20 protein-coding genes and 1 pseudogene are annotated in these 22,345 nt (G+C 43.6%); 10 read left to right on the top strand and 11 right to left on the bottom strand.

Translation table 11 applies throughout. The features are described from left to right. Positions 1-146 precede the first annotated feature (146 nt). A complete protein-coding gene (gene rsuA / locus ACQEXP_RS13920) occupies positions 147-848 on the bottom strand; it encodes a 16S rRNA pseudouridine(516) synthase RsuA (RefSeq protein WP_426970512.1) in 702 nt (233 codons plus the stop codon). 73 nt (positions 849-921) lie between these two features. On the opposite strand from rsuA, the gene ACQEXP_RS13915 reads away from it, so the two are divergent. From ACQEXP_RS13915 to ACQEXP_RS13900, 4 genes are all read left to right on the top strand, one after another. Then, positions 922-2,661: a DEAD/DEAH box helicase gene (locus ACQEXP_RS13915; RefSeq protein WP_426970510.1), complete on the top strand. Its 1,740-nt coding sequence runs from the start codon at positions 922-924 to the stop codon at positions 2,659-2,661. 69 nt (positions 2,662-2,730) lie between these two features. Further along, positions 2,731-3,129: a PepSY domain-containing protein gene (locus ACQEXP_RS13910; RefSeq protein ID WP_269376332.1), complete on the top strand. Its 399-nt coding sequence runs from the start codon at positions 2,731-2,733 to the stop codon at positions 3,127-3,129. A 12-nt stretch (positions 3,130-3,141) separates the two neighbouring features. Further along, positions 3,142-3,801: a response regulator transcription factor gene (locus ACQEXP_RS13905; protein WP_138972005.1), complete on the top strand. Its 660-nt coding sequence runs from the start codon at positions 3,142-3,144 to the stop codon at positions 3,799-3,801. After that, on the top strand, positions 3,791-5,128 hold the full coding sequence (locus tag ACQEXP_RS13900; protein ID WP_269376330.1) for an ATP-binding protein: 1,338 nt from the start codon (positions 3,791-3,793) through the stop codon (positions 5,126-5,128). Before ACQEXP_RS13905 ends, ACQEXP_RS13900 begins: the two co-directional genes overlap by 11 nt. 80 nt (positions 5,129-5,208) lie before the next feature. On the opposite strand, the gene ACQEXP_RS13895 is transcribed toward ACQEXP_RS13900, so the two are convergent. The 7 genes from ACQEXP_RS13895 to ACQEXP_RS13865 form a co-directional block, all read right to left on the bottom strand. Continuing rightward, the gene (locus ACQEXP_RS13895; protein ID WP_426970508.1) at positions 5,209-5,940 is read right to left on the bottom strand and encodes a DUF2931 family protein; all 732 of its coding nucleotides are present in this window, start codon (positions 5,938-5,940) and stop codon (positions 5,209-5,211) included. Positions 5,941-5,977: 37 nt separating this feature from the next. Then, positions 5,978-6,712, bottom strand: coding sequence for a DUF2931 family protein (locus ACQEXP_RS13890; RefSeq protein ID WP_426970507.1), 735 nt, complete (start codon positions 6,710-6,712; stop codon positions 5,978-5,980). A 37-nt stretch (positions 6,713-6,749) separates the two neighbouring features. Then, positions 6,750-7,484, bottom strand: coding sequence for a DUF2931 family protein (locus ACQEXP_RS13885; RefSeq protein ID WP_426970505.1), 735 nt, complete (start codon positions 7,482-7,484; stop codon positions 6,750-6,752). Position 7,485: 1 nt separating this feature from the next. Continuing rightward, on the bottom strand, positions 7,486-9,567 hold the full coding sequence (locus tag ACQEXP_RS13880) for a T6SS phospholipase effector Tle1-like catalytic domain-containing protein (protein WP_426970504.1): 2,082 nt from the start codon (positions 9,565-9,567) through the stop codon (positions 7,486-7,488). Continuing rightward, positions 9,564-10,343 (bottom strand): DUF4123 domain-containing protein, encoded by a 780-nt coding sequence (locus ACQEXP_RS13875; protein ID WP_426970502.1) that lies wholly within the window; start codon positions 10,341-10,343, stop codon positions 9,564-9,566. Before ACQEXP_RS13875 ends, ACQEXP_RS13880 begins: the two co-directional genes overlap by 4 nt. Before the next feature lie 339 nt (positions 10,344-10,682). After that, a complete protein-coding gene (locus ACQEXP_RS13870; RefSeq protein WP_426970500.1) occupies positions 10,683-12,011 on the bottom strand; it encodes an LssY C-terminal domain-containing protein in 1,329 nt (442 codons plus the stop codon). Between the two features lie 16 nt (positions 12,012-12,027). Then, positions 12,028-12,756 (bottom strand): glycosyltransferase family 2 protein, encoded by a 729-nt coding sequence (locus ACQEXP_RS13865; protein WP_426970498.1) that lies wholly within the window; start codon positions 12,754-12,756, stop codon positions 12,028-12,030. A gap of 346 nt (positions 12,757-13,102) precedes the next feature. Here ACQEXP_RS13865 and rplY point away from each other — a divergent pair, with 346 nt between their 5' ends. Then, a complete protein-coding gene (gene rplY / locus ACQEXP_RS13860) occupies positions 13,103-13,381 on the top strand; it encodes a 50S ribosomal protein L25 (protein ID WP_138973354.1) in 279 nt (92 codons plus the stop codon). 439 nt (positions 13,382-13,820) lie between these two features. Further along, a complete protein-coding gene (locus ACQEXP_RS13855; RefSeq protein ID WP_426970497.1) occupies positions 13,821-15,644 on the top strand; it encodes a hypothetical protein in 1,824 nt (607 codons plus the stop codon). Between the two features lie 121 nt (positions 15,645-15,765). On the opposite strand, the pseudogene ACQEXP_RS13850 reads toward ACQEXP_RS13855, so the two are convergent. Then, a pseudogene (locus ACQEXP_RS13850) lies at positions 15,766-15,921 on the bottom strand (integrase); the annotation flags it as partial. A gap of 155 nt (positions 15,922-16,076) precedes the next feature. Here ACQEXP_RS13850 and ACQEXP_RS13845 point away from each other — a divergent pair. Further along, a complete protein-coding gene (locus tag ACQEXP_RS13845) occupies positions 16,077-16,490 on the top strand; it encodes a VF530 family DNA-binding protein (RefSeq protein ID WP_171052154.1) in 414 nt (137 codons plus the stop codon). Between the two features lie 109 nt (positions 16,491-16,599). Here the strand turns inward: ACQEXP_RS13845 and ACQEXP_RS13840 are convergent, their stop codons facing one another. Beyond that, complete coding sequence (locus ACQEXP_RS13840; protein ID WP_426970495.1) at positions 16,600-17,850, bottom strand: DEAD/DEAH box helicase; 1,251 nt, start codon at positions 17,848-17,850, stop codon at positions 16,600-16,602. 292 nt (positions 17,851-18,142) lie between these two features. On the opposite strand from ACQEXP_RS13840, the gene ACQEXP_RS13835 reads away from it, so the two are divergent. Then, positions 18,143-19,105: a transposase gene (locus ACQEXP_RS13835; RefSeq protein ID WP_426970493.1), complete on the top strand. Its 963-nt coding sequence runs from the start codon at positions 18,143-18,145 to the stop codon at positions 19,103-19,105. 532 nt (positions 19,106-19,637) lie between these two features. Beyond that, positions 19,638-20,513 carry an EAL domain-containing protein gene (locus tag ACQEXP_RS13830; RefSeq protein WP_426970491.1) on the top strand — a complete coding sequence of 292 codons (876 nt, stop codon included), beginning with the start codon at positions 19,638-19,640 and terminating at the stop codon, positions 20,511-20,513. Between the two features lie 65 nt (positions 20,514-20,578). Here the strand turns inward: ACQEXP_RS13830 and ACQEXP_RS13825 are convergent, their stop codons facing one another. Next, positions 20,579-21,349 carry a PhzF family phenazine biosynthesis protein gene (locus tag ACQEXP_RS13825; RefSeq protein WP_426970490.1) on the bottom strand — a complete coding sequence of 257 codons (771 nt, stop codon included), beginning with the start codon at positions 21,347-21,349 and terminating at the stop codon, positions 20,579-20,581. Between the two features lie 297 nt (positions 21,350-21,646). Between ACQEXP_RS13825 and ACQEXP_RS13820 the strand changes: the two genes are divergently transcribed. Further along, a complete protein-coding gene (locus ACQEXP_RS13820) occupies positions 21,647-22,237 on the top strand; it encodes a LuxR C-terminal-related transcriptional regulator (protein WP_426970488.1) in 591 nt (196 codons plus the stop codon). Positions 22,238-22,345 lie beyond the last annotated feature (108 nt).

Below are 22,345 nucleotides of genomic sequence, written 5' to 3'. Positions count from 1 at the left end.
CTCGGCGGCGTATAAGATGCAGCCTCCGTGCTGCAACCAAACAGTATGTATAAACATCTACGATGTCGTGATCCGATCTATCCTCAATCAAATCCGGATAAAAGACTAGTTCCAATTCGGAAACAAAGCATTTCCTAAACTATCTATTAATTCCAGACAGAATCAATTTCTTCTTGAGTCAGATAACGATATTCACCCGGTTCTAAGGTGTCACACAACTCAATTTCACCAATGCGTTCGCGGTGCAGATGTTCAACTTTATTTCCCAGAGCGGCAAACATACGCTTAACTTGGTGATACTTGCCTTCGGTGATCGTCAGTAACACTTCATTTTCTTCCGCATTCACCACTTCTAGGCTGGCAGGAAGCGTCAGTTCTTTCTCATTGCGCAACTGAATACCGGCCACAAACTTGTCTGCGTAGTCCTCTTGAACAGGATCTGCCAACCATACACGGTAGGTTTTCGCGCACTTATGCTTTGGAGACGTAATACGGTGCGACCACTGACCATCATCAGTAATCAACACTAGACCTGTCGTATCCACATCGAGGCGACCTGCAAAGTGAAGGTCTTCAATTTTCACTTCGTCTAGCAACGCAAAAGCTGTTTGATTGAATCCATCTTCATGCGAGCAGACAAAACCATCAGGTTTGAACAGCATGATATAACGTGGGCCGGGTTTATGTATTTCTCTACCCTGCCACTCAACCGTACAATCTTCAGTGATCTTAACCGCACCACTTTTTTGCACGACGTCGTTCACTGTTACATCGCCACTTTTAATGATTTTTGTTGCTTCTTTACGTGTTGCACCTAATGCATCACATAGATATTTATCTAAACGCATGAATACCTCATCTCAGTCAGGTGGGGTATTATAGTGCGACTAAACTAAATAGTTGAGCTATTTCACACATTTTATGTATACACTCCGCCCTTACCAGTCTGATTCGGTAAAAGCCGTAATCCATCACTTTCGTCAACACTCAACACCGGCTGTTTTGGTACTGCCTACCGGTGCTGGAAAAAGCTTAGTTATCGCTGAATTAGCGAGGCTGGCAAAAGGCAGGGTTTTGGTCCTTGCCCATGTGAAAGAGTTGGTCGAACAAAACCACGAGAAGTACGAAGGATACGGACTCAAAGGCTCAATCTATTCAGCAGGTTTAGGGCGTAAAGAGACAGACCAACAAGTGGTCTTCGCATCGGTTCAATCTGTGGTGCGCAATCTCGATCAGTTTGAAAATCAATTTTCACTCTTGGTCATCGACGAGTGCCACCGAGTACCCGACGATAAGAACACCAGCTATCAAAAAGTCATTACCCATCTGCGAGACCTCAACCCAGGCATTAAGGTTCTGGGGTTGACCGCAACACCCTACCGACTTGGAATGGGCTGGATCTATCAGTATCACTCTCGTGGTTTGGTGCGAAGTGAAGAGCCACGTTTCTTCCGCGACTGCATTTTCGAACTGCCCATTCGTTACTTGCTTGATGAAAAGTTCCTCACTCCGGCGAGAATGATGGACGCACCAGTGCTGAGTTACGATTTCTCGCAGCTTAAACCTGCCAGTACAGGTCGTTACAAAGAGTCGGAAATGGATATGGTCATCGACAAAGCCAAGCGAGCCACCCCGCAAATTGTCGACCAAATCATTCACATGTCTAGCCAGAAACAAGGCATCATGATATTTGCCGCTACGGTTCGCCATGCTCAAGAAATATTTGGCTTACTTCCTCAAGGGGAAGCCGCCATCGTCATTGGCGATACCCCGACACCTGAACGTGACGCCATTATCAGCGCCTTCAAGCAGCGAAAAATTAAGTACTTGGTCAACGTATCAGTATTGACGACGGGCTTTGACGCACCGCATGTTGACCTTATTGCTATCTTACGCCCCACAGAATCGATCAGCCTCTATCAGCAAATCGTTGGTCGCGGATTACGCTTATCTGCGGGGAAAGATGAATGTCTGGTACTGGATTACGCCGGCAATAGTTACGACCTTTATCAGCCAGAAGTTGGCGATCCCAAGCCCGACTCAGACAGTGAAATCATTACCATCCCTTGCCCTGCCTGTGGTTTTAATAATAACTTTTGGGGCAAACTCGACAACAATGGATTTTTGATCGAACACTTTGGCCGTAAGTGCCAAGGCTATTTTGAAGATGATGACACGGGCGAGCGTGAACACTGCAACTATCGTTTTCGCGCCAAATACTGTGGTGAATGCGGCGCAGACAATGATATCGCAGCCCGAATTTGCCATGAATGTGACGCCACTCTGGTTGACCCAGATAAGAAGCTAAAAGAAGCGTTAAACCTAAAAGATGCCTTAGTCTTCGAATGCCGTGAAATGACCCTCTCTGTCCACAAAGATGATAAAGGTAAAAACAGTCTCAAGGTCGCTTATATCGGCGACAACCAAGCGCAAGTTAGCGAGTTCTGGTCACTCTCTACCAAACCGCAAAAGCAGCGTTTTCTCGATCAATTTGTTCGCCCACATTTGGCAGATAAACATCGCCCCTTTGATGAGTCTTCACCGACCAAAGTGGTCAACAATCAACATAGATTCCGCCCTCCTCAGTTTGTTATTGCCAGAAAATCCGGACGCTTCTGGAAGATGCGCGATAAGATTTTTGCTGACGAGTTAACTAACTAAATGCCATTCACTTGGTGTTCATAAACAAGTCCGTATACTGAGCGATAGAAAATGCGAGAAGGTATGATTATGTTTAAAAGTCCGATAGTTACGACGTCTGCCATCGTTGCCTGTGTGCTATTCTCATTTCCAACAATGGCTAAAAAACATGACGAGCAAGATGGTCATGCTTTGGTTCAAGACGTACATAAGCCGGGAACTCGAATTGAGTTCGAAGAGGATCAGGATGAAGTCTATGAAGCGGTCAAAAATGGCGACATTCGCCCTTTTTCAGAACTCTACGCGGCCGTTGAACGTGACTTAAACGGACGAATCATTCACGTTGAACTCGAAGAAGACGACGATATCTGGGTCTACGAACTCAAATTAAACCACGACAATAATATAATTAAAGTCGAGTACAACGCCAAAACTTTGGAAATGCTGCAAATCAAAGGCAGAAACATTAAACAAGCACTAAAAAACTAAGAAGAACTGAATATGAAAATTCTTGTTGTTGAAGATGAGCCACGCCTTGGTGAACAAATTGTAGAGTCATTAGAGAAAACAGGCTGGGTGCCTGAACTTTCACAAGATGGTATCGATGCCCTCTATCGCGCGACCTCTGAAGAGTGGGATGTCATCGTGCTTGACCTTGGTTTACCTAAATTAGATGGTCTAACCGTTTTGAAAGGCATTCGAGACGAGAACATCAACACGCCAGTAGTGATTCTTAGCGCGCGTGACACCTTGACTCAACGCGTAGAAGGACTCAATGCCGGAGCCGACGACTACCTGACTAAACCCTTTGAAATGGTCGAGCTGACCGCTCGCATTCGTGCGCAGTTGCGCCGCGCTTCAGGCAACGCATCTCCTGTGATGCAAATCGGTAACCTCAGCCTCGATACGCGTACATCCAAAGTCATGTGGCAAGGTCAAGCGATTAGCCTCACTGCGCTGGAATATAAAGTCGTCGCCTACTTTATGCATAATCCCGAAAAGGTTATCTCGCGCACCGAACTGGTTGAACATATCTACAAACAAGACTTTGACCGTGATTCAAACACCATTGAAGTTTTCATTGGCCGTATCCGCAAAAAAATCGCACCAAAAGTGATTAAGACCGTTCGTGGCTTAGGGTATCAACTCAATGCCGAGTAACAAACGAACGCTGCTTAAACGACTGAGTCTTAAAAGCCGCCTCGTCCTTGCGGCCATAGTCTGGCTAACAGCGATGATTATTGCAGTTGGTGTCAGCGTACCCAATCAGGTATTCAACTACATGGTTGATGACACCAAATCACAGCTCACCATCTATATGGATGAGATCTCAGCATCGCTTGAAGCCGATAAAACCGGCAACCTTACCCTCACGAGCACACTCTCAGATCCACGATTTAATCGTCCCTATAGTGGACTTTACTGGTCAGCTAAAACAGACAAGGAACTGCTTCGTTCACGCTCTCTGTGGGATAAAAAAATCACATCAGAAAAGAAAGAAAAAGAGTATTTTGGTGCACGAAACGAGAAGCTCATTTACATAAAAACCACCCTTTACTACCCAGACTATGACGGTCCAATCGAAGTGATTATCGGCATCGATGAACAACCTATCGAAGATACCGTCGGCAGCCTTATGAGCCAATTGTGGATTATTCTTGCCCTGCTCTATTTTGGCGTTCTGGCAGTCATTTTCTTGCAGGTTCAATGGTCACTCAGCCCGTTAACGAAAATGCACAAAGAACTCTCTCAGTTACGTTCTGGTGAAAAAACTCAGCTCGATCAAGACTACCCCAAAGAAGTCGCTCCGGTTGTGTCTGACCTCAATGCGCTGGTATTCCACTATCAAGAGCTACTTGAACGCGCTCGACACCATGCTGGAAATCTATCTCATGCGTTAAAAACGCCTTTGTCGGTGTTAAAAAACGAAATCGCGGCGCTTGATAAAGAAACACAGCGCTACCTACAACCACCCGTCGAACAGATTCAAAGCCAAATTGACTACCACCTTGGCCGAGCTCGTATGGCTGGCTCAAAAAATATTCTTTCGGTTCGAGCGAATCCTTCCCAAAGAGTTGATGCGATTTCAATGGCGTTCGATAAAGTCTATGCAGAGCGTGGCGTGACGCTTATCAACGAACTTGATTCAGATATTCAAGTGGCGGTTGATAAGACAGACTTAGATGAAATGGTCGGTAACTTGCTCGAAAATGCGTACAAATGGTCAGAAAGCATCATCCGTGTGCATTCTGAGACCTTGGCAGCTGATGACATCGCCATCATCATTGAGGACGATGGCCCCGGGATACCCGATGAAAAACTCAAACAGGCAATTGAGCGTGGTGTGCGCCTTGATGAGACAACACCAGGCACCGGTTTGGGCTTAAATATCGTAAGTGAAATGGCACACAGCTACCGAGGGAAACTCACCCTGTCACGCAGTTCCATGGGTGGATTGAGAGCAGTATTAACATTAAAGCTTTCATAATTAGCCAAACGACCATATAAAAACGCCTATTGCAGGCGTTTTTTTAATCTTACTGATCTGCAAAAGAGCGAAATCACCCATCATTCCAGCTGAGTAATCTCATCCTTGGAATAGACCTTGTTAACCTTATCCCACGGAATCGGATCGAGCGTCGCACCAAGTTGTTTGGCTCTTTCTGCCATCCGCTCGCCATAATTAATTCGATAGATTTCTGCATCGTTGCCAAAGGTGTCAGCGTCTAGCTCTTCAGCAGGCGCAAGTTCTGTGACAAACTTGTACTCGGCACAGCCACGTATCCATATTTTGGTTTTTCCGTTGGGTATGAACCCAAATACAATATCATTTCGATAACATTCAAGTTCGACCCCATCCCATGTTATGTATTTATCTTTAATGACCATTTGATCTTTTAGTCGGTCAGGTAACTCAAATTGAGTGACAAACGACTTTGCGTTGCTTATTGACGTCCAGTAAATGGTAACGCTATCGGGTAAGTTATTTGTACCTGCGACTTGGCTTGAGTAACCAATTGGTGCACCAAGAGCGATGCCATACCCATCATACGATGGATACGATTTCTGTATATAGTCATATTCAGTTCTATAAAAATACTGTAGATAATTATGTACAAAGGAAATCCAACCTCTCTGCTTATTTTCTCCATAAGCTTTGGTTACTTTAACAGGGTATAACGTTGACATTGCGTACCCTACACGCCATTTAGGCATATCTTCGGGCACACTGGAACTACGGTTAAATGAACAGTATGTGGTTAACACTCCTGCAAGTAATATCAAGACAACTCGCAGCATCTTGCCCTCCACTTATCTTGGAAAAGGTCAAAACACATCATAGTTCGAGCTTAGTAATTTTTTCAGTGGAATAGACCTTGTTAACCTTATCCCACGGAATCGGGTCGAGCGTCGCACCAAGTTGTTTGGCTCTTTCTATCATACTCTCGCCATAGTCTGCTTGATAAGCTTCGGCAACATTGCCAAAGGTATCCATATCGAGTTCCTTAATAGGTTCAAGCTCTGTGACAAATTTGTACTCACCACAACCATCTAGCCACACTTTTGTATTCCCATTAGGTAAAAAACCAAAAATAATATCGCTTCGGTAACAGTGAGTTTTAAAGCCGTCAAAGCGTGTGAAAGGTTCTTTAGTGCTCATTACCTTTTTCATCTTAGGTGTGAGATCAAATTTGGTCGCAAAGAACCTTTGATTGGTGACTGAAGCCCAGTAAAGATAAACACTATCGGGAAGAACATTCGTCGGCATAATCTGGCTTTTGGTGGTGACGGGGATACCTAATGCGATACTGTAGCCATCGTAATTCGGGTAGTACTTAATAACCTTCTGTGGCTCAGTTCTGCCAAAAAAAAGCACATCATTATGAATAAAAGAGGTCCAATCTCGGCTGTCATTAACACCATATGCCTGAGTCACTTCGGCAGGGTACAAGGTCGACATAGCATAACCGATACGCCATGCCGGCATATCTTCGGGTACGCTGGAGCCACGGTTAAATGAACAGTATGTGGTTAACACTCCTGCAAGTAATATCAAGACAACTCGCAGCATCTTGCCCTCCACTTATCTTGAAAAAGATAAAAATGCGTTATAGTTCGAGCTTAGTAATTTCCTCGTTGGTTTGGACTTTGTTAACCTTATCCCACGGAATCGGATCGAGCGTCGCACCAAGCTGTTTGGCTCTTTCTGCCATATCCTCGCTGTAATTGTCTCGAATAATTTCCGCATCATTGCCAAAGGTGTCCATATCGAACTCCTTAATAGGCTCAAGCTCTGTGACAAACTTGTACTCGCCACAACCATCTAACCACACTTTTGTATTCCCATTGGGTAGAAAACCAAAAATAATGTCTTTCTCATAACAATCCAACTCAACTCCATCCCATGTTAAAAACTTCCTTTTGACCATCATCTCGCGCTTCAGTTTTTGAGTTATATTGAATTGCGTCAGAAAAAACCTTTGATTGGTGATTGAAACCCAGTAAAGATAAACACTATCGGGAAGAACATTCGTCGGCATAACCTGTCTTTTGATGACGACGGGGATACCTAATGCAATACTGTAACCATCGTAGTTCGGATAGTACTTTCTAATCGTCATTAGCTCAGTTCTTCCAAAAAAAAGCACATCATTATGAATAAAAGAAGTCCAATCTCGGCTGTCATTAACACCATAGGTTTGAGTTACTTTCGCCGGATACAAGGTCGACATAGCATAGCCTATACGCCATGCCGGCATATCTTCTGGTACGCTCGGCACTCGGCTAAATGCATGAGTATTTGTAAAAGCGATAAGCCCCAGTAGTGCAATAAACCACTTCATCTCACGATTCCTTCATGCACGGATAGGTTTCACGCTGATAACCCTCGCCCACTCTGTTAGGCTTATTGGCAATGGTGTTATCAGAAGAATGATGGATTAAATTCGCATCAAATAGCTTGTTTATAATTGGGCTATCTTCAATCTCTGCGACGTTGCTTACATTTAATTCTTCCAATACCTCTCCACTCTTCGCCGTCGCCAGTGCCTTGTCGCAAAAATCAGCAAAGCGATATTTTCCAATATTGGTCGGCACCGAATAATAACTATCTTCTGTGCTATACCAAATTTTTCCACCAATATCACTCAATGGCACACCGTAATGATGTGCTAGTCCAAACATAACCCGCAGGTAAAGTCTGGATAAATCGCCACTTACTACTCTTTTTTGATAGAGCGTCCCTTGTAAGCGTGTTCGCTCTTTATTGCCAGTTCTAAGTATCTGATAGTCAATATGGTAGTCGTCCCTATTCCAACCTAGCGCCACCTCTTGCTCAATAATTGGCTGAAGTTTGTCCGCTATTCTCCGTTTAACTTCATCACCGTTCCAATATCCGACCGGCTTGATGACCCGCTTGATTGGCTTGTTCTCTAATAAAGGCAATAAATAAGGTATGGTTAACCTGCGTTGACGAGATAATGTTGTGTAGGCGTTAAGTGAGTGATAGCCACCACCGATATCAGAATGGGCACCAGGTACCACATACTCATGAAAGTGTTCGGCAGAATTGATGCGGTTTAAACTGAAGTTGCGTCGGTATTCAGTTTTTTTGTGGGCAGTGAGATGGACAACCCGTTTGACTCTGTCTGGGTCGAGCCACAGTCTTACACCACCATTGTTATTGTTGTGCGGTGAAAAGTCTTGCTTTGTAAGGTCAACTATCGCCGCAACAGTATCAAATAGACCAACAAAATTGATTGATATTGCTTTGTCACTATTCCAATCAAAGTTCGCTTTTAATTCGATTTTATTGTTTTTACATGCGTTAATGATCTTCTGCGCAACTGCTCCCTGTTCTCCATCAATAACCAGGTTAGCAAAATGCCTCGCTACAGCAGCTCCTCTGCTGAAGCCAAATAAGTCTAATTTGAAATTCAAAATCCCATCAATATTATATTCATCATATTTTCTATTTAAGCGTAACTCTTTAAATATTGTACAGATTTGATCGATGCCTGTATCCGCTTTTGCTTCAACACCATACTTACCCAACCCCATAGCTTGGCCAATTAATACTGACTCTTCAGCTGGTTTTGTATAATCAGTACTATTACCAGTGCCTACACCTGTTACATATTGCGCGGTTGAGAACACCTTCTTATTTTCATCAAATAGATTAACGGGATACAAGTTATATAGCTTTTGAATATTGGTTGGTTCATTCGCCGCACTGCTCTTAACCGCATGATCTTCTTGCCAGAAAAAGTGAAACTTATCCTGTTCCGGAAACTTAAACAGTTCCTCTGGCCACTCTATGGGAGGCCTATCTTGGTAAAGGTGATACAACGGATACCATTTGGAGTAATAGCTATCGAGCTTGTTCTTGCCCCATTGGGCGCTATAGGTGTTGTTCGCCGTTCCATCAAAGAACATCCCTACGCGTAAAGTAATAAAGTTGAAGCCTCTTACCTTCAGTACATAGCTTTTATCGGTGATTAGTTTAAGCTTATCTGCCTGCCCTTTTTGATGCCTAGATGGTAGAGATTGCCCTTCACTCAATTCGGTAAGGTCACCGGCGGTTACTTCAAAATAACGTGTTGCACTGCCTTTATGGCCTCGATGACTGGCGGCAAACTCTTTTGTTGGATCACTATCTGCTGCGGTGTTAGGAGTGCGCTCGTCACCTTGCGCCGCTGATATCCAGGCATCGCACTCTAGCAGAATCGTTACGGGGCCAGGCGCCATCCGATCAACAAAAATTGGATCATCATCAAGATAGATTGGGAATGCATTCCCTCCGTAGTCAAGGAGAGTTCCTCGCACGCCAGAGAAGGGACGGTTAAACTCATCGCGAACATAGATTTCTATCCAGTGAGTCATCTTGTCACAGGGGAAGCAATATGGGCTTGCGCCGGTAATACTCATACCCAACCCTCCTGAATCACTTTAAGTAGACTTAGTTCCTGCTCGGTGAGTCTTAATGGCTCTAACAACTGTAATAGATGAGAACTGCTTCGTTGCGCTAACTCAACAATCGCACATGCCTCTAGCTCCGAAACGGGATACCCCAACGCAATCCCTCGCTCTAGTGCGCTTGATATCACTTGCAGCGGTTCATCAAGTTGTTCGAGGATATCAGGGATCAGCTCCCAACAACGTTTTTCTAATGAAATGGCGTGATGCTTAGTGTTGTAAATCGGTGCAAGGTGGTGAGGTTGGAGTTTCCACCACGTCTCTTTCTTTAGCTCAAAGTGACTCTGAGCGTGGCGTGTAAAACTAATTAACTCGTCATCAACCAACGCTAGGCGCTCAATATTGCCGAGAAATTGCTGTATTTCTGATGGCATCATCGCCTTTAGCATCGGCCCTATCACCACCTTGTCATAGAAACGGAATAGTACTTCTTCACCATCAAGCGCAGACATCAGCATGCTGCGTAAATGTTGTATCGTGGTTACTGAGCAAGTTGTGGCAATGCCTAAACCCTGATTAAGCAGGCTTTCATCCAACGCCAGTACCTCATCAGATACTGGGATAAGCCATGGTGACAACGCCATGACATCTTCAAATGTATTCCCCCAAAACAGCGGTACTGCATCCTTAAACCCAAATCCATTCGACGTTAGTGCTTGATTATGAGTCCGTGCACAAACCAGCCAGAAGCTGTTAGGTTGTTGTTCTTTGAGCCACGCCTTGAGCATTATTCACCTTCCGTTACAGAATTCGCACCTGACTGAATGGTAAAACGAGGTGCTTGAGTAAATGGTGGCTTCAACCCAAAAGAAAACGCACTTAACTGCCCAATGTCATTTGTCTACTATTGAGCAATAGACCAGCAAGCGGGGATACGCCACAGCCATTGAACTTAACAAAACGATCCTCCCGTTTAGTATCAATTGTGATTCAATTTGCCCGATATCCCGGGTATATGACGTTAATGTGATTTCACTGCCAGATTCGAATGACGGCGAGGTTCAGCTAGCGTCGACAACGCATTACTCGACACGTTGATGAGAGTAAGTGGTCTTTGGCAAAGCGGCTCAAATTCCCGCTACTTCTTGCCTGTATCCAAGTTTGAGAGGCTGAATTTGTTCGCCTTGGCTTTCTTCGATAACCAAGACACGACCATCGGTAAAGTAGTCATGTTTGTTATCCAGAATCACTGGCATTCCATAGCTTCTCAAGGCGACTAGCTTGCTCGGTGCTGTCGCTTTAACTTGTCGAGCCAACTTGTCTCGCTCGTCGTCTACATTCGGGTTCACTCGGTGTAAAACCGTGACGATTCCTGAATAGGGTGTTAGCGACAAGCCATCGTCATAACTCAATGCGCCGACCCATATTTTTTGGCTGGTATTAGCATCTATCCCAGCCTGCCACCAGCGAATATGACTACGTTTAAGTAAGCTGCCCGGTAACTGAAAAGCGAGCTCTTGTGGCATATTGTTCCAAAACAGGTCTGACACTGGCGGCGTTTTTTGCTTTAGTAGCTGTAGGTAGTCCGCTATTTCAAGCTCATGCATGGAGAAGGTTTTGTTTTCGATCCAACCTAGTTGTTGCATTAACGGTTTAGGGCTATCACCAAGGTAGATCACGTTAACCGCCTGTGCATCAAACACTGCCGATTTCCCTGGATATACTTTGAGCTGTAGGTCATCGGGGAGTACCTCAGTCGCCGCCACGATTTTCGCCTTCTCTTGATAAAGCTCTTGGTTATCGTCGGCACGAAAGAAGAAATGCGCGTAGTTCGCATAAAGTGCCGACACGATAAAAAACAGCGACAATTTAGTGAACATAAAGCGCCACTTTAGCTTTCGACCAATCAGATAAAACATCACACTGGCAAGGATGGCGAAAAGGCTCAGTTGGTGCTCGAACACAAACTGTTTGATATCGGTCATGATCGGGAATTGGTCTATGCCCACGGCGGCTAAGTAACCCCATGTCACAAACTGCCCCACACCAAGCAGTAATCCAATGGCTGAGAAAAAAGTAAAACGACGCCAAGCGATGTTTTGAGAGCCCGCGATGAAAGGGACAACCCAGGCAACGGGCCCTAGCAAACGTGCAAATACCAGAACGTAGTTTCCGCGACGCGACATAAGGTATCGACATTTAGCAACGGAACGACGCAATGATGGGCGCCAATTTACTAGCTTTCTTTGTGCCCTTCCTCCCAGACGCTTACCGATTGCAAAGCTCAATTGGTCTCCGATAAAGCCGCCTAATAGAACGGCTATCACGCCAGAGACAATGCCTTGGTGCAACTGATAACCAGCGGCGAGCATAAATGGCTCGCCGGGCACAAATAAGTTGGGGCCAATTAACGCATCCAACAAAGCCCCAACAAATAGGCTGACTCCCTCAATCATTTCAACCACTCTTTATCTATTGTTGGTTGTAATGACCAAACTTGTATTCCATTTCGTTGTTTCGCATCTCACCGAACAAAAAACGTCTGGCATTGGCTTTTAAATAGAGCCATCCCATTTTAAAAAGGCCATCTTGATCTAACCGACGAGGATCAAAGCCAAACGTTAGGTTAAGCAGTCTAAAACGCCATGTTTTACTCGCTCGCTTTACATAGTCACAGTCTTCACACAAGACGATTTGTTCATCAAAACCATTGATCTTCTGGTGAACTTGTTTGGTTGAAAAAATACATGCGCCAACCGCAGTAGGAAATACAAACTGCGTAACAAACAGACCTAAGTTAAACAGTCCATAGCCGAGCTTGTGTACTAAGGGGAGCTCTTTTGCCCCCATATAGACACCAGCGATCTCCAACTGCATGCTCTCAAGCTGGCTGAGTGCCTCGGTCAAGAATGTCGGTGCCAAACGCACATCGGCATCTAAAAACAGCAGTCGATCATGTTTTGCCAATCCTGCTCCCGTATTTCGACCTAGACTCACCCCTCGGTTGTCCATCTTGTGAATGCGCAATGATGGCAATGACGATTCGTAAGCGGATGCAACGTCACACGTTGAATCGTCACTGTTTGAATCAACCACAATGACTTCAAATTCTTTGTGAGTTTGCTTGCTAAGGTCTTCCATCAGACGACCAATTCGTTTCTCTTCATTTAGTGTAATGACTACAATGCTTACTGGTTCCATATTCTTCCCTCACTGATAGATAACGTTGATTTGGTAACTTAGTTGCCATCGTAAAGGGCGGCGTGTTAACCGCGAATGAGAGTTATATTCAGATTCGGTTCATTTGAAAAAAAGCGATGTTTAAGTGAAGAGAACGTACCTAATGAATCAAACTTAACCAGTTGATTATCATTGACGTTTGAAATGGCCCAATTCAGTGATTATCAGTTGCTAGAAATCAGATAGAGTGATAGTATCCGCGCTCGCTTACAGAGTTACTACCAATTTCTCTTGAGCGGTTAGCACACATAACAAGGTCGCATTGTTAGTGTGATTATGAATATCTTAAATTTTTGAGAGTTATACTATGAAATTTGAAGCAGTAGTACGTACTGAACTAGGTAAAGGTGCGAGCCGCCGCCTACGTCACGCTGGTAAATTCCCTGCAGTTGTATACGGCGGTGAAGAAGCAGCTGTATCTATCGTTCTTAACCACGATGACATCGTTAACCAAATGGACAAGCCTGAGTTCTACGAAGGTATCGTTCTAGTAATCGACGGTGCTGAAGTTAAAGTTAAGCCACAAGACGTTCAACGTCACGCTTTCAAGCCAAAAGTTGAGCACATGGACTTCATCCGTATCTAATTCCCTACCAAGGAATTAGTTGGATTAAATCCAGCCTTTTGCATATAAGATAATCGGCCTTACCATCCGAGAAATCTAAAAATTCGAAACCCCGATGCTACCAACATCGGGGTTTCACCGTTTTTGAGCCCTCAAAAACGCTCTCAATTATCTTCAACTTACTGAAACTTAGCCACTTTACCTAAACCCACAATAACCACATAATTTTTGGGCGTATTAAGTGTGGACGAATAGTGGACTTATACAGTAGGGGAAGCGACAGCTAACAATAGTTATATTTTCTTCAGACTCGGTGGGATAAGTGTGACTTGATTCATATCTTTGAGCGCATCGCATAATTACCCTAACCATAAAGTGGTCTTTGTGGTAAATGTATTAGCCAAATACATAATAATTCTCTATTGCACCGCGCTGTATGCCGTTGTGATAAGGAGGCTAGGTGGAAAGCAATACTATCACTGTTGAGAAACAAAATGTCGCACCATACTTATCTGTTCTATTGGGTGCTAAATCAACAAAAGAAGAATCATGTTCAGTGCATGAAGTAATACTCCAATTATTGAAAGAAGAGTCCTCTGATGAAATGAAAGTAGGCTCGACGGTCAATGATGAGGTTGGAGAACTAGGAACAGTAAAAATCACATCGTATACAATTTCAAAGGAACCTAGCTGGGCTAAAGGTTTGGATCTTAAAGACTTAGAGCACCACGTATTCGTTAGCTTTAACGTTAGAGATCACCTCGCTTTTTATTTCTCCGAGAAAGGTAAAAAAGACACTATCCGAGAGTTTTTTGGGAAAAAGCGCTTACCAAATCTATTTCCAATTCCAATAAGCAAGCTGAATGGTAATTTCATTAATGAAGACGAAATCAAAATGCTGTGGCTATCGGGAATACATGGTAGAGATAACTTTAAAGCAGACTCAAAAGTTTTAGGCGGTAATAGTGTTGCTGATACCCTCGACCCTCTGATTGATCAGTCGTATATGATGTCGGCAGTACGAACTGAAGTTTGGGGGACAAAATCAAAAAGCTCCGTGGGCATTAATCCATTTAAGTCGTCAATTTGGCGCGGACCTTGTAAAGATTGGAGTACTTTTGAGAATAGAGTACTAGAAATATTAGATAGACTGTCAGTTAACAGTATTGAGTCAGAGAGCCCTATCGGGATATTGTCTTATCCAATATCTAAACCTGATGACTTAAAAAAACCATATGATTTTTCTCTTGTAGATTACGACTTTCTGCCAGAGGAGGACGGACAGCATCGTAAAGAGTTGTTGAAAAAACTACAGTATGACTTTCATGTTGAATTGGTAAACAGTTTTATTGAAAGTGATATTTCACTCGATATCTTCCACACAGGTAAGAAGGTGGGAAATATATGTGTAGAAGTTGAAGTTGACGACTATAAAGTTACCTTTAAAGTAAAAAGTGAAACACCTGTAACCAAAAGTAAAAAACACTTCGATTTATTCAAGCGAGTGTTTTTGTATCCTGAACTTGTTAAGTGTTGGTTTGAGTCAGGGCACGCTGTAGTAAATGGCATGGTATTCAGAACTGGCTATCGAGATGTAGAGTATGACAAGTTCTTGTGGGCTGACTTTGAAAAATACGACATTAAAAAAGAAAAGCCTGGGACGAATGCTCAAAAACCATCATTAAAAGATATAGGTAAAGAAAAATCATTATTCTGTTGGGTACAAAAATGTTGGAGTGGAAATTGGCTAACATCAGATGAATTTAATACAACAGAAAAACCACAGGGTTGGTTATACTGTGATGATGGCGCTGGAGAAAAAGCCGATTTCATTCATTATGTTCAGCATGGTTCACTGCATCTAATATCGTTAATCCACGTCAAAGCGTCAAAATCTAGTGATGCGTCTCGAAGAATATCTGTAGGTGCACATGATGTTGTACTTAATCAAGCGGTTAAGAACCTAAGATTTACTGCTAGGAAAACCCTCGTCGAAGATCTGAAAGTAAGGCATGATAGTGCGGCTCATAAAGGATGTTGGCACAATGGAAAAGAAGCTAAAGCTGAAGATTTCTTTACTGTTCTATTGGGGTTAAAAGACAACAAACATGTTAAGACTCGTGTTGTAGTCATCCAGCCTCACACCCAGAAAAGCGTTTACCAAAATAGTTCAGGTAGCAAGATAAAAACTCAGCTAGATGTGTTATTGGTTAGTGCCGAAAATGCAATTAGGTCCTCAGGAGCAGATTTCCATATTATTGGCTTAGCCGACAAAAAAACTTAGTATCAAGTTTGAAGTGCACAACAATTAGCAAGGACCGGTATAGAGGACCAAGGTATAGAGGACAGTCACCCCAAAGAATGAAATCTAGGTGAATGATTTACTGGTGCCTGTCCTTCTATTGCCGCTTCTTGTCTGCACCACTCAATCCTTTCGTTGACGGCCCTCCCGCAGCAGGAGCGCTATTACCCATCAACTCAAGGTATCGCTGGTGCGCATACGCATGTCTCAGGCCATGTGCACGCTCGAGCCCCATCTTGATACATGCTCGTTCGTATCTACCTTTGGTATAGAGGACAGTCACCCCAAGGAATGAAATCAAGGTGGATGATTTACTGGTGCCTGTCCTTCTATTGAAAATATTTTTCTATAGATATCTCTGCGCTAGATACTTTGCTAAACTTCGCCCTTTAAAGAATGAGACCCAAAAATTAAATGATGACTGACGAAGAAAGAATCGAACTGCAACAAAACAACCCACTGCACGGGCTAAAGCTAGAAACTATGTTGCAGGAGTTGGTGGATTTTTATGGATGGGACATTCTAGATGCAGCAATGCGCTTTAACTGCTTCAACACCAAGCCTTCAATTGCGAGTAGCGTAAAGTATTTAAAGAAGACTGAGTGGGCGAGAGAAAAGTTAGAGAACTTTTACCTATATCGTTTTAAGCGTATGCCACGAGCGAGTGCAGAGGAATATGATCTACCGCCAAGAGCTCGTACTTTTCCTCATGGGCTTGAGCCTAAAGAGCCAATGCAGCTAACGGTTGATTCTATTCTTAAATCACAGGCCAAAGCAGCCTCTGCATTTAAACAGCGTTCCCCTAGAGGACGTCCTTCTCGCCGATAATACAACGCGTGAAATGGCAATAGAGCCCCATTTGATCTTTCAAATGAGGCTCTAAAAAATTGCAAGTGGATACGCCAGCTAGTTGCCCTCTTATCCACTTACCTACTAGTTACTGATTACGCTTTTTGCTCTTTTTTCCCATTCCGGCTGGCTTTGCACGTGGTTTCATCGGTTGAAAATACGCTTCACTCTGGTCGTCTTCCACCTCAAAACCTTCTACCTGTTCACGTTCAAGCTGGAACTTATTCTTCTTTTCGATCACTTTAAAGTGGTGATAATCATCGTAATCAATCAGAGATAAGCCTAAACCGACTTCACCTGCACGACCACTACGTCCAATTCGATGCATATAATCGGCAGGACTACGCGGAAGATCAAAGTTGATAACCACTGGTAGCTTTTCTATATCAAGACCACGCGCAGCAATATCGGTAGCGATAAGTACTTGAATCTCGCCAGACTTAAAGCCTTCAAGAACACGCGTACGCGCTCCTTGACCTTTGTCACCATGGAAAACCTCGGCGGTGATGCCACGTTTCGATAACTTTTGAGCCAGATGGTTACAAGCATTTTTAGCATTGACAAAAATCAATGTCTGTCGCCACTGGTGCTGTTTAATGAGGTGTGCAAGTACTGCTGTCTTTTGACCTTTGTTCACGCTAGATACACGCTGCACCAAAGTACTCGCTTCAGCGCTTTGAAGTTGAATTTCAATTGGGTCACTGAGCAAGTGCTGAGCCAAAGTCGTTACTTTTTCAGGAAAAGTCGCAGAGAAGAGCAAGGTCTGTTTGTTCTTTGGCAGCAGTTCAAGAATCTTATTCAGCTCGTCGGTAAATCCAAGGCTCAACATACGATCGGCTTCGTCAAGAACGAGCGTTTTTACTTGGTCTAGCTTGATAGCGTTACTCGAGATCAGATCAAGTAGTCGACCAGGAGTCGCGACAATAATGTCACTGCCACCACGAAGTGCGAGCATTTGTGGGTTTACTGATACACCACCAAATACAGCAACTGTTTTGACCTTGTCTCTAAGATGATATGAGTATGATTTTACGTTATAGGCCACCTGAGAAGCCAACTCACGGGTTGGAACTAGAATCAGGTGAGAAACATAATTACCACGACGAGTATTTGAGGGATCTTGCTCAAGAATCTTTTGCAGAATTGGCAACGAAAACGCGGCAGTTTTTCCAGACCCCGTGTTGGCACCACCAATGATATCTCTTCCATTAAGCACATGAGGAATGGCATGCAATTGGATGGGAGTTGGTTGGTGATATTCTAATTCATCTAGTCGCTCGACTAGGGTTGAAGTCAGGCCAAGGTCGGCAAAAGTCGTTTGCTGTGTTGTATCTGTCATTACAATGAGTGGCTCAATACTGGCTAAAGGCCGTGTATCTTATGCTATTTGGCGCGAGGGTGTTAGCTATATTGAATCAACCACAATACTCGCGGCGCATAAAAGAGTTTCCGAGCTTATTTTTATAGGGACAGACACCTTTTTTTGACCCTTTTTTATAGGGACAGTCACCTCAAAGAATGAATTTCGGATGAGAGGTTGATACCTCTACCAAAGATCGCAACAGGATGAGTTGCCGTGTTGTCGTGACTTTCTTAACTTGGATAAATATCGATTCACCAAGGGATTTGAGATGACAACAGCAAGAAAGCGACAAGTATGTGTAGAAGCAACGCCTTATTACCACTGCGTCTCTCGTTGTGTAAGGCGCAGCTTTCTTTGCGGTGAAGATCCGCTAACCAACAAAAGCTATAAGCACCGACGAGCTTGGGTTGAGCGCAAGATGACAGCCCTCTCGCAAATATACTGCATTGATATTTGTGCCTACGCTATCATGAGTAATCACTATCATTTGGTGGTTCATATCAATCGTTCTAAAGCCCAGACACTCTCTGATCACGAAGTCGTTGAACGTTGGCAGCAAGAACACAAGCTGCCGCCGATAGTATCGCGCTGGCTTAATGGTCAAATCACCAGCAAACCAGAAATGGACGTGTGCTCCACGATTATAGAATCTTGGCGTCAACGGCTGTGGAGCCTGAGTTGGTTTATGAAAGAGCTCAACTTTGACATCGCTTGCCAAGCTAACAAGGAGGATCAATGCAAAGGTCACTTTTGGGAGAGTCGTTTTAAGAGTCAGGCTTTACTTGATGAAAAAGCGCTGCTGGCCGCTATGGCCTACGTAGATTTAAATCCATTAAGAGCTGGTGAAGCCAAAACCCCAGAAACCTCTGACTACACATCCATTCAAACACGGCTAGAAGCATTAAAAGAGCAGCAAGAAACAGCTCCATGCCTCCATCCATTCATTGGTTCTCCAACGAATCAACTAGTCGATGGGATTCCATTTCGTCTTATAGACTATATCGAGTTAGTCGATTGGAGCGCTCGTCTGTATCGAGAAGGTAAAGCCAGCTTAGCCGAAAACACGCCACCGATATTACAACGCCTTAATATCATCCAATTAAACTGGCTTGAGGCTTGCACGAATTTAGAACGACAACGAATTACCGCTGTGGGTTGTATCCAGAATGGTATTCACGCCAAAAAGCTGTTTAGGAAAAAGAGGTTCAATCTCCTTCGCTTGGATAGCTGACTCATCACTAGATAATCAATTTACAAACACCCACCAAACGTAAAGCGCGCTTGGTAAATCGCTATGCATCTAAGTTCTTTACGCACTCTCACCCTACAAGAAATCGTAAGATTTACCTTACGTGAGCTTTCATTCGTCTAATAAAATCCCAACTCAATGCCGAGTTTTGCTCTTACAAGCGGCATGTGCAAACGTAATTTAGTGGTGCCTGTCCTCTGATAGTCCTCTGATAAGAGTGCCTGTCCTTCCAAAAATTCAGCTATGCGTCTAAGTTCTTTACGCACTCAAGTCCTACAAGAAGTCATAAGATTTATCTTACGCGAGCTTTCATTCGTCTAATAAAATCTCAACTCAATGCCGAGTTTTGCTCTTACAAACGGCATATGCAAACGTAATTTAGTGGTGCCTGTCCTCTGATACTCTGATATGCTCTGATAAGAGTGCCTGTCCTTCCAAAAAATAACCAAATTGCCAATCTAGGGACGGCATATATAATTTATAGATGCATAACCTACAAGTTTGGGGGCGATGAGTGGTCAATGTATTAACGTCACAAGCGGATTTTGAATCGCATCTACGAACTTGTAGTAATGGCGTGACTTGTGCTCACTATGGCGATCTCTATTTGTGGACAGCCTATCATCCCCTTTACGACAGGGACCTCAACATATTTGGTCTTGAGGCACTTCTGAGGGTTAAGGATGACGCAGGACATTGGATCAACCCTGGTGAACTGTTCTCCAAAAAGAGTTTTGGTACGGATGAGTACTATCACCAAGTCAATCTCGACAGATTGGCTCGTGTTCTGCACTTTCGAAACTTCTCGCTGTTGCACCTTCCTATCAATCTGTTCGTGAATCTGTTGCCTGCAACTGCCCTATCCAATTTAAAATCTCACGGTCAAACTTTGGTGCTCAATAGGCTAAAACAGCTCGGGATCAAGACCGAACAAATCGTGAATGAAATTCTTGAACATGAAGTCGACAACGCGCAAGAGATTGTTGAACTGCGAAAGGCAATTATCGAATGTAGGCACAATGGCTTGCGAGTAGCGGTGGATGACTATGGGTCTGATGGCTCCGATGATTTTCGCGTCCAGAGCTTGCACCCAGATCTACTTAAAATTGATAGAAACCTGCTATTAGAATATTCCGCGGGGCAGTCAATGAGCTTGCTTCGAGGATTGGAACTGGCAAAGCAGCTCAACTGTATGGTGGTAGTAGAAGGGATCGAAACGCGCGATCAACTCTTATCCATGTTTGCCCTTGAAACGCATCTATACCAAGGCTTTTATCTGGCTAAACCCAAATTGCTTGACGAGAATACTCAGGTCGAAAGTTACTTCTCTGACCTAGAATGGAAAGATGAAGCGCTTAGCCACTCTAGTTACTTGAGAAGTCAGCAATAGTACGAATTGATATAGAGAGCGGACTAGATGTACTGGGCCGACATACGCTATATCATTGGCTTTAGTTATCTTCGAACCTTGACCTTCGCTAAGACAGCGACTGAAGAACTCCGACACTTTTCTACTTCAAAATAGCCACCAGCTTCAGATAGCTGCTTTACGTATAACGACTCAGCGCCTAACTTGCTAAACCAATACGGTGCGAGCGAGCACTGAGCAGAGCCTGTTGCACTGTCTTCGTCAATGCCAATACTAGGAGCAAAATACCTAAGCACATAACCTTGATCGGATGATCTCGCTGTCACAATCAAAGCGTGGTAATCAGACAACATGGATATTTTTTCGATGTTTGGTTTGAAGTTGGCTACGTCATTCGGTGACGCCAAGACCACAACAAGATCCCTTGTCGCGAATGTCTCTACAGCATTAGCGTTTAGTTCCGAGAGACAATCAGGCAAAGTGACTGTGTTACCAGACCAGCTTGGCAACTCGATACGATAGAGTCCATTCGTCAATGAGATGGTAAGCTGACCATGTTTTGTATCAAATACAACGCTGTCTAGCTTGTAGTGCGACAGTACAACGGCCCCAGCACCAAGGCTACCATGACCGCATAAGTTGATTTCACCTGTCTTAGAAAACCAGCGAAGAAAGAACTGCCCATCCTTTTCGACAATAAAGGACGTCACCGGTTGGTCTATATCTTGCGTTATTGCGAGAAGCTCTGCGTCAGCAAGCCAGTGCGTTAATACCACTACACCGCACGGATTCCCTTGCGCGTTCTCACCAATAAATACGTCATAAACGAACTTCTTATACGCTTCGTTACTGTCCAAAAAGCACCTCGGTAATCGCTTGTTTCATCAACGTCACTCTCTTTTTATACAAAACACCAAAATGGAATGTAGCGAAGTTGATAAAGCAATATTAACACTTATTCATATAAGGCTTAATAAAAGCGCTATTGATTCACTATTGTTACATAAGCCTATCACGTTCTTACTAGTATCTAAAAAGATATTCAGTTTGTGAAAGTACCCAATAGCTTTCACGTTTTAAGCTCGCTAAAAGCCTCCCTGCTAGGCGAGCTATTTTTTTTATAACAATAATAGTGAATAAGGATTTTTTGCAAAATGAATTTTCTATTAATAGATGCTCAACCATTATTTCAAAAAGCGTTAGAAAGTTTAATTAGGACTATCTACCCAAACTGCATTGTATATAGAGAGAGCTGCGCAGCGAAATCAAGCCAGGTCATACGCAACAAACGTATCGACACTGTGATTTTGGATACTGAAATCAGCAACGGTAGCGGCATCGACTATGCCAAAAGATTACGTTCACTGGGATTTGAAGGTGCAATCCTGTTCATATCTTCATGTAATTCAAAGATGTACTCGCAGATCGCCCGTACCAACCGAGCCAATGGATTGGTGTACAAAACGCAAGATATAGAGACAATTCGAGCTGCGATATCACTCGTCAGTCAGGGGAAAGACGCGTTCGAATCCAATGTGGAAATACCTGTCCAAAAAACGTCGAACCTATCTGCCCGAGAAGCGTTAGTGTTGTCCTATTTGGCGAAAGGATACTCCAATAAAAAAATATCTGAACTTCTCTCTTTGAGCAATAAAACGGTAAGTACTTACAAGTCTAGAATTTTAAATAAATACAATGCCAACTCCATTATCGAAATAATCTCCTTCCAAGGTTCCATTTCTTAATAACTCCCCTCCACCTAATTAAGGAGCTATATAGCTCAGCCATTGGTTGAGTTATATAAGCATGCATTTTCAAATGGCAGGATAACGACGTGATGGGTTGATTCTCGC

The organism is Vibrio sp. TRT 1302, assembly GCF_050113875.1.
Classification (GTDB): domain Bacteria; phylum Pseudomonadota; class Gammaproteobacteria; order Enterobacterales; family Vibrionaceae; genus Vibrio.
Note: the sequence above shows the minus strand (reverse complement) of the source record. Positions and strands in the feature narration are given on the sequence as shown.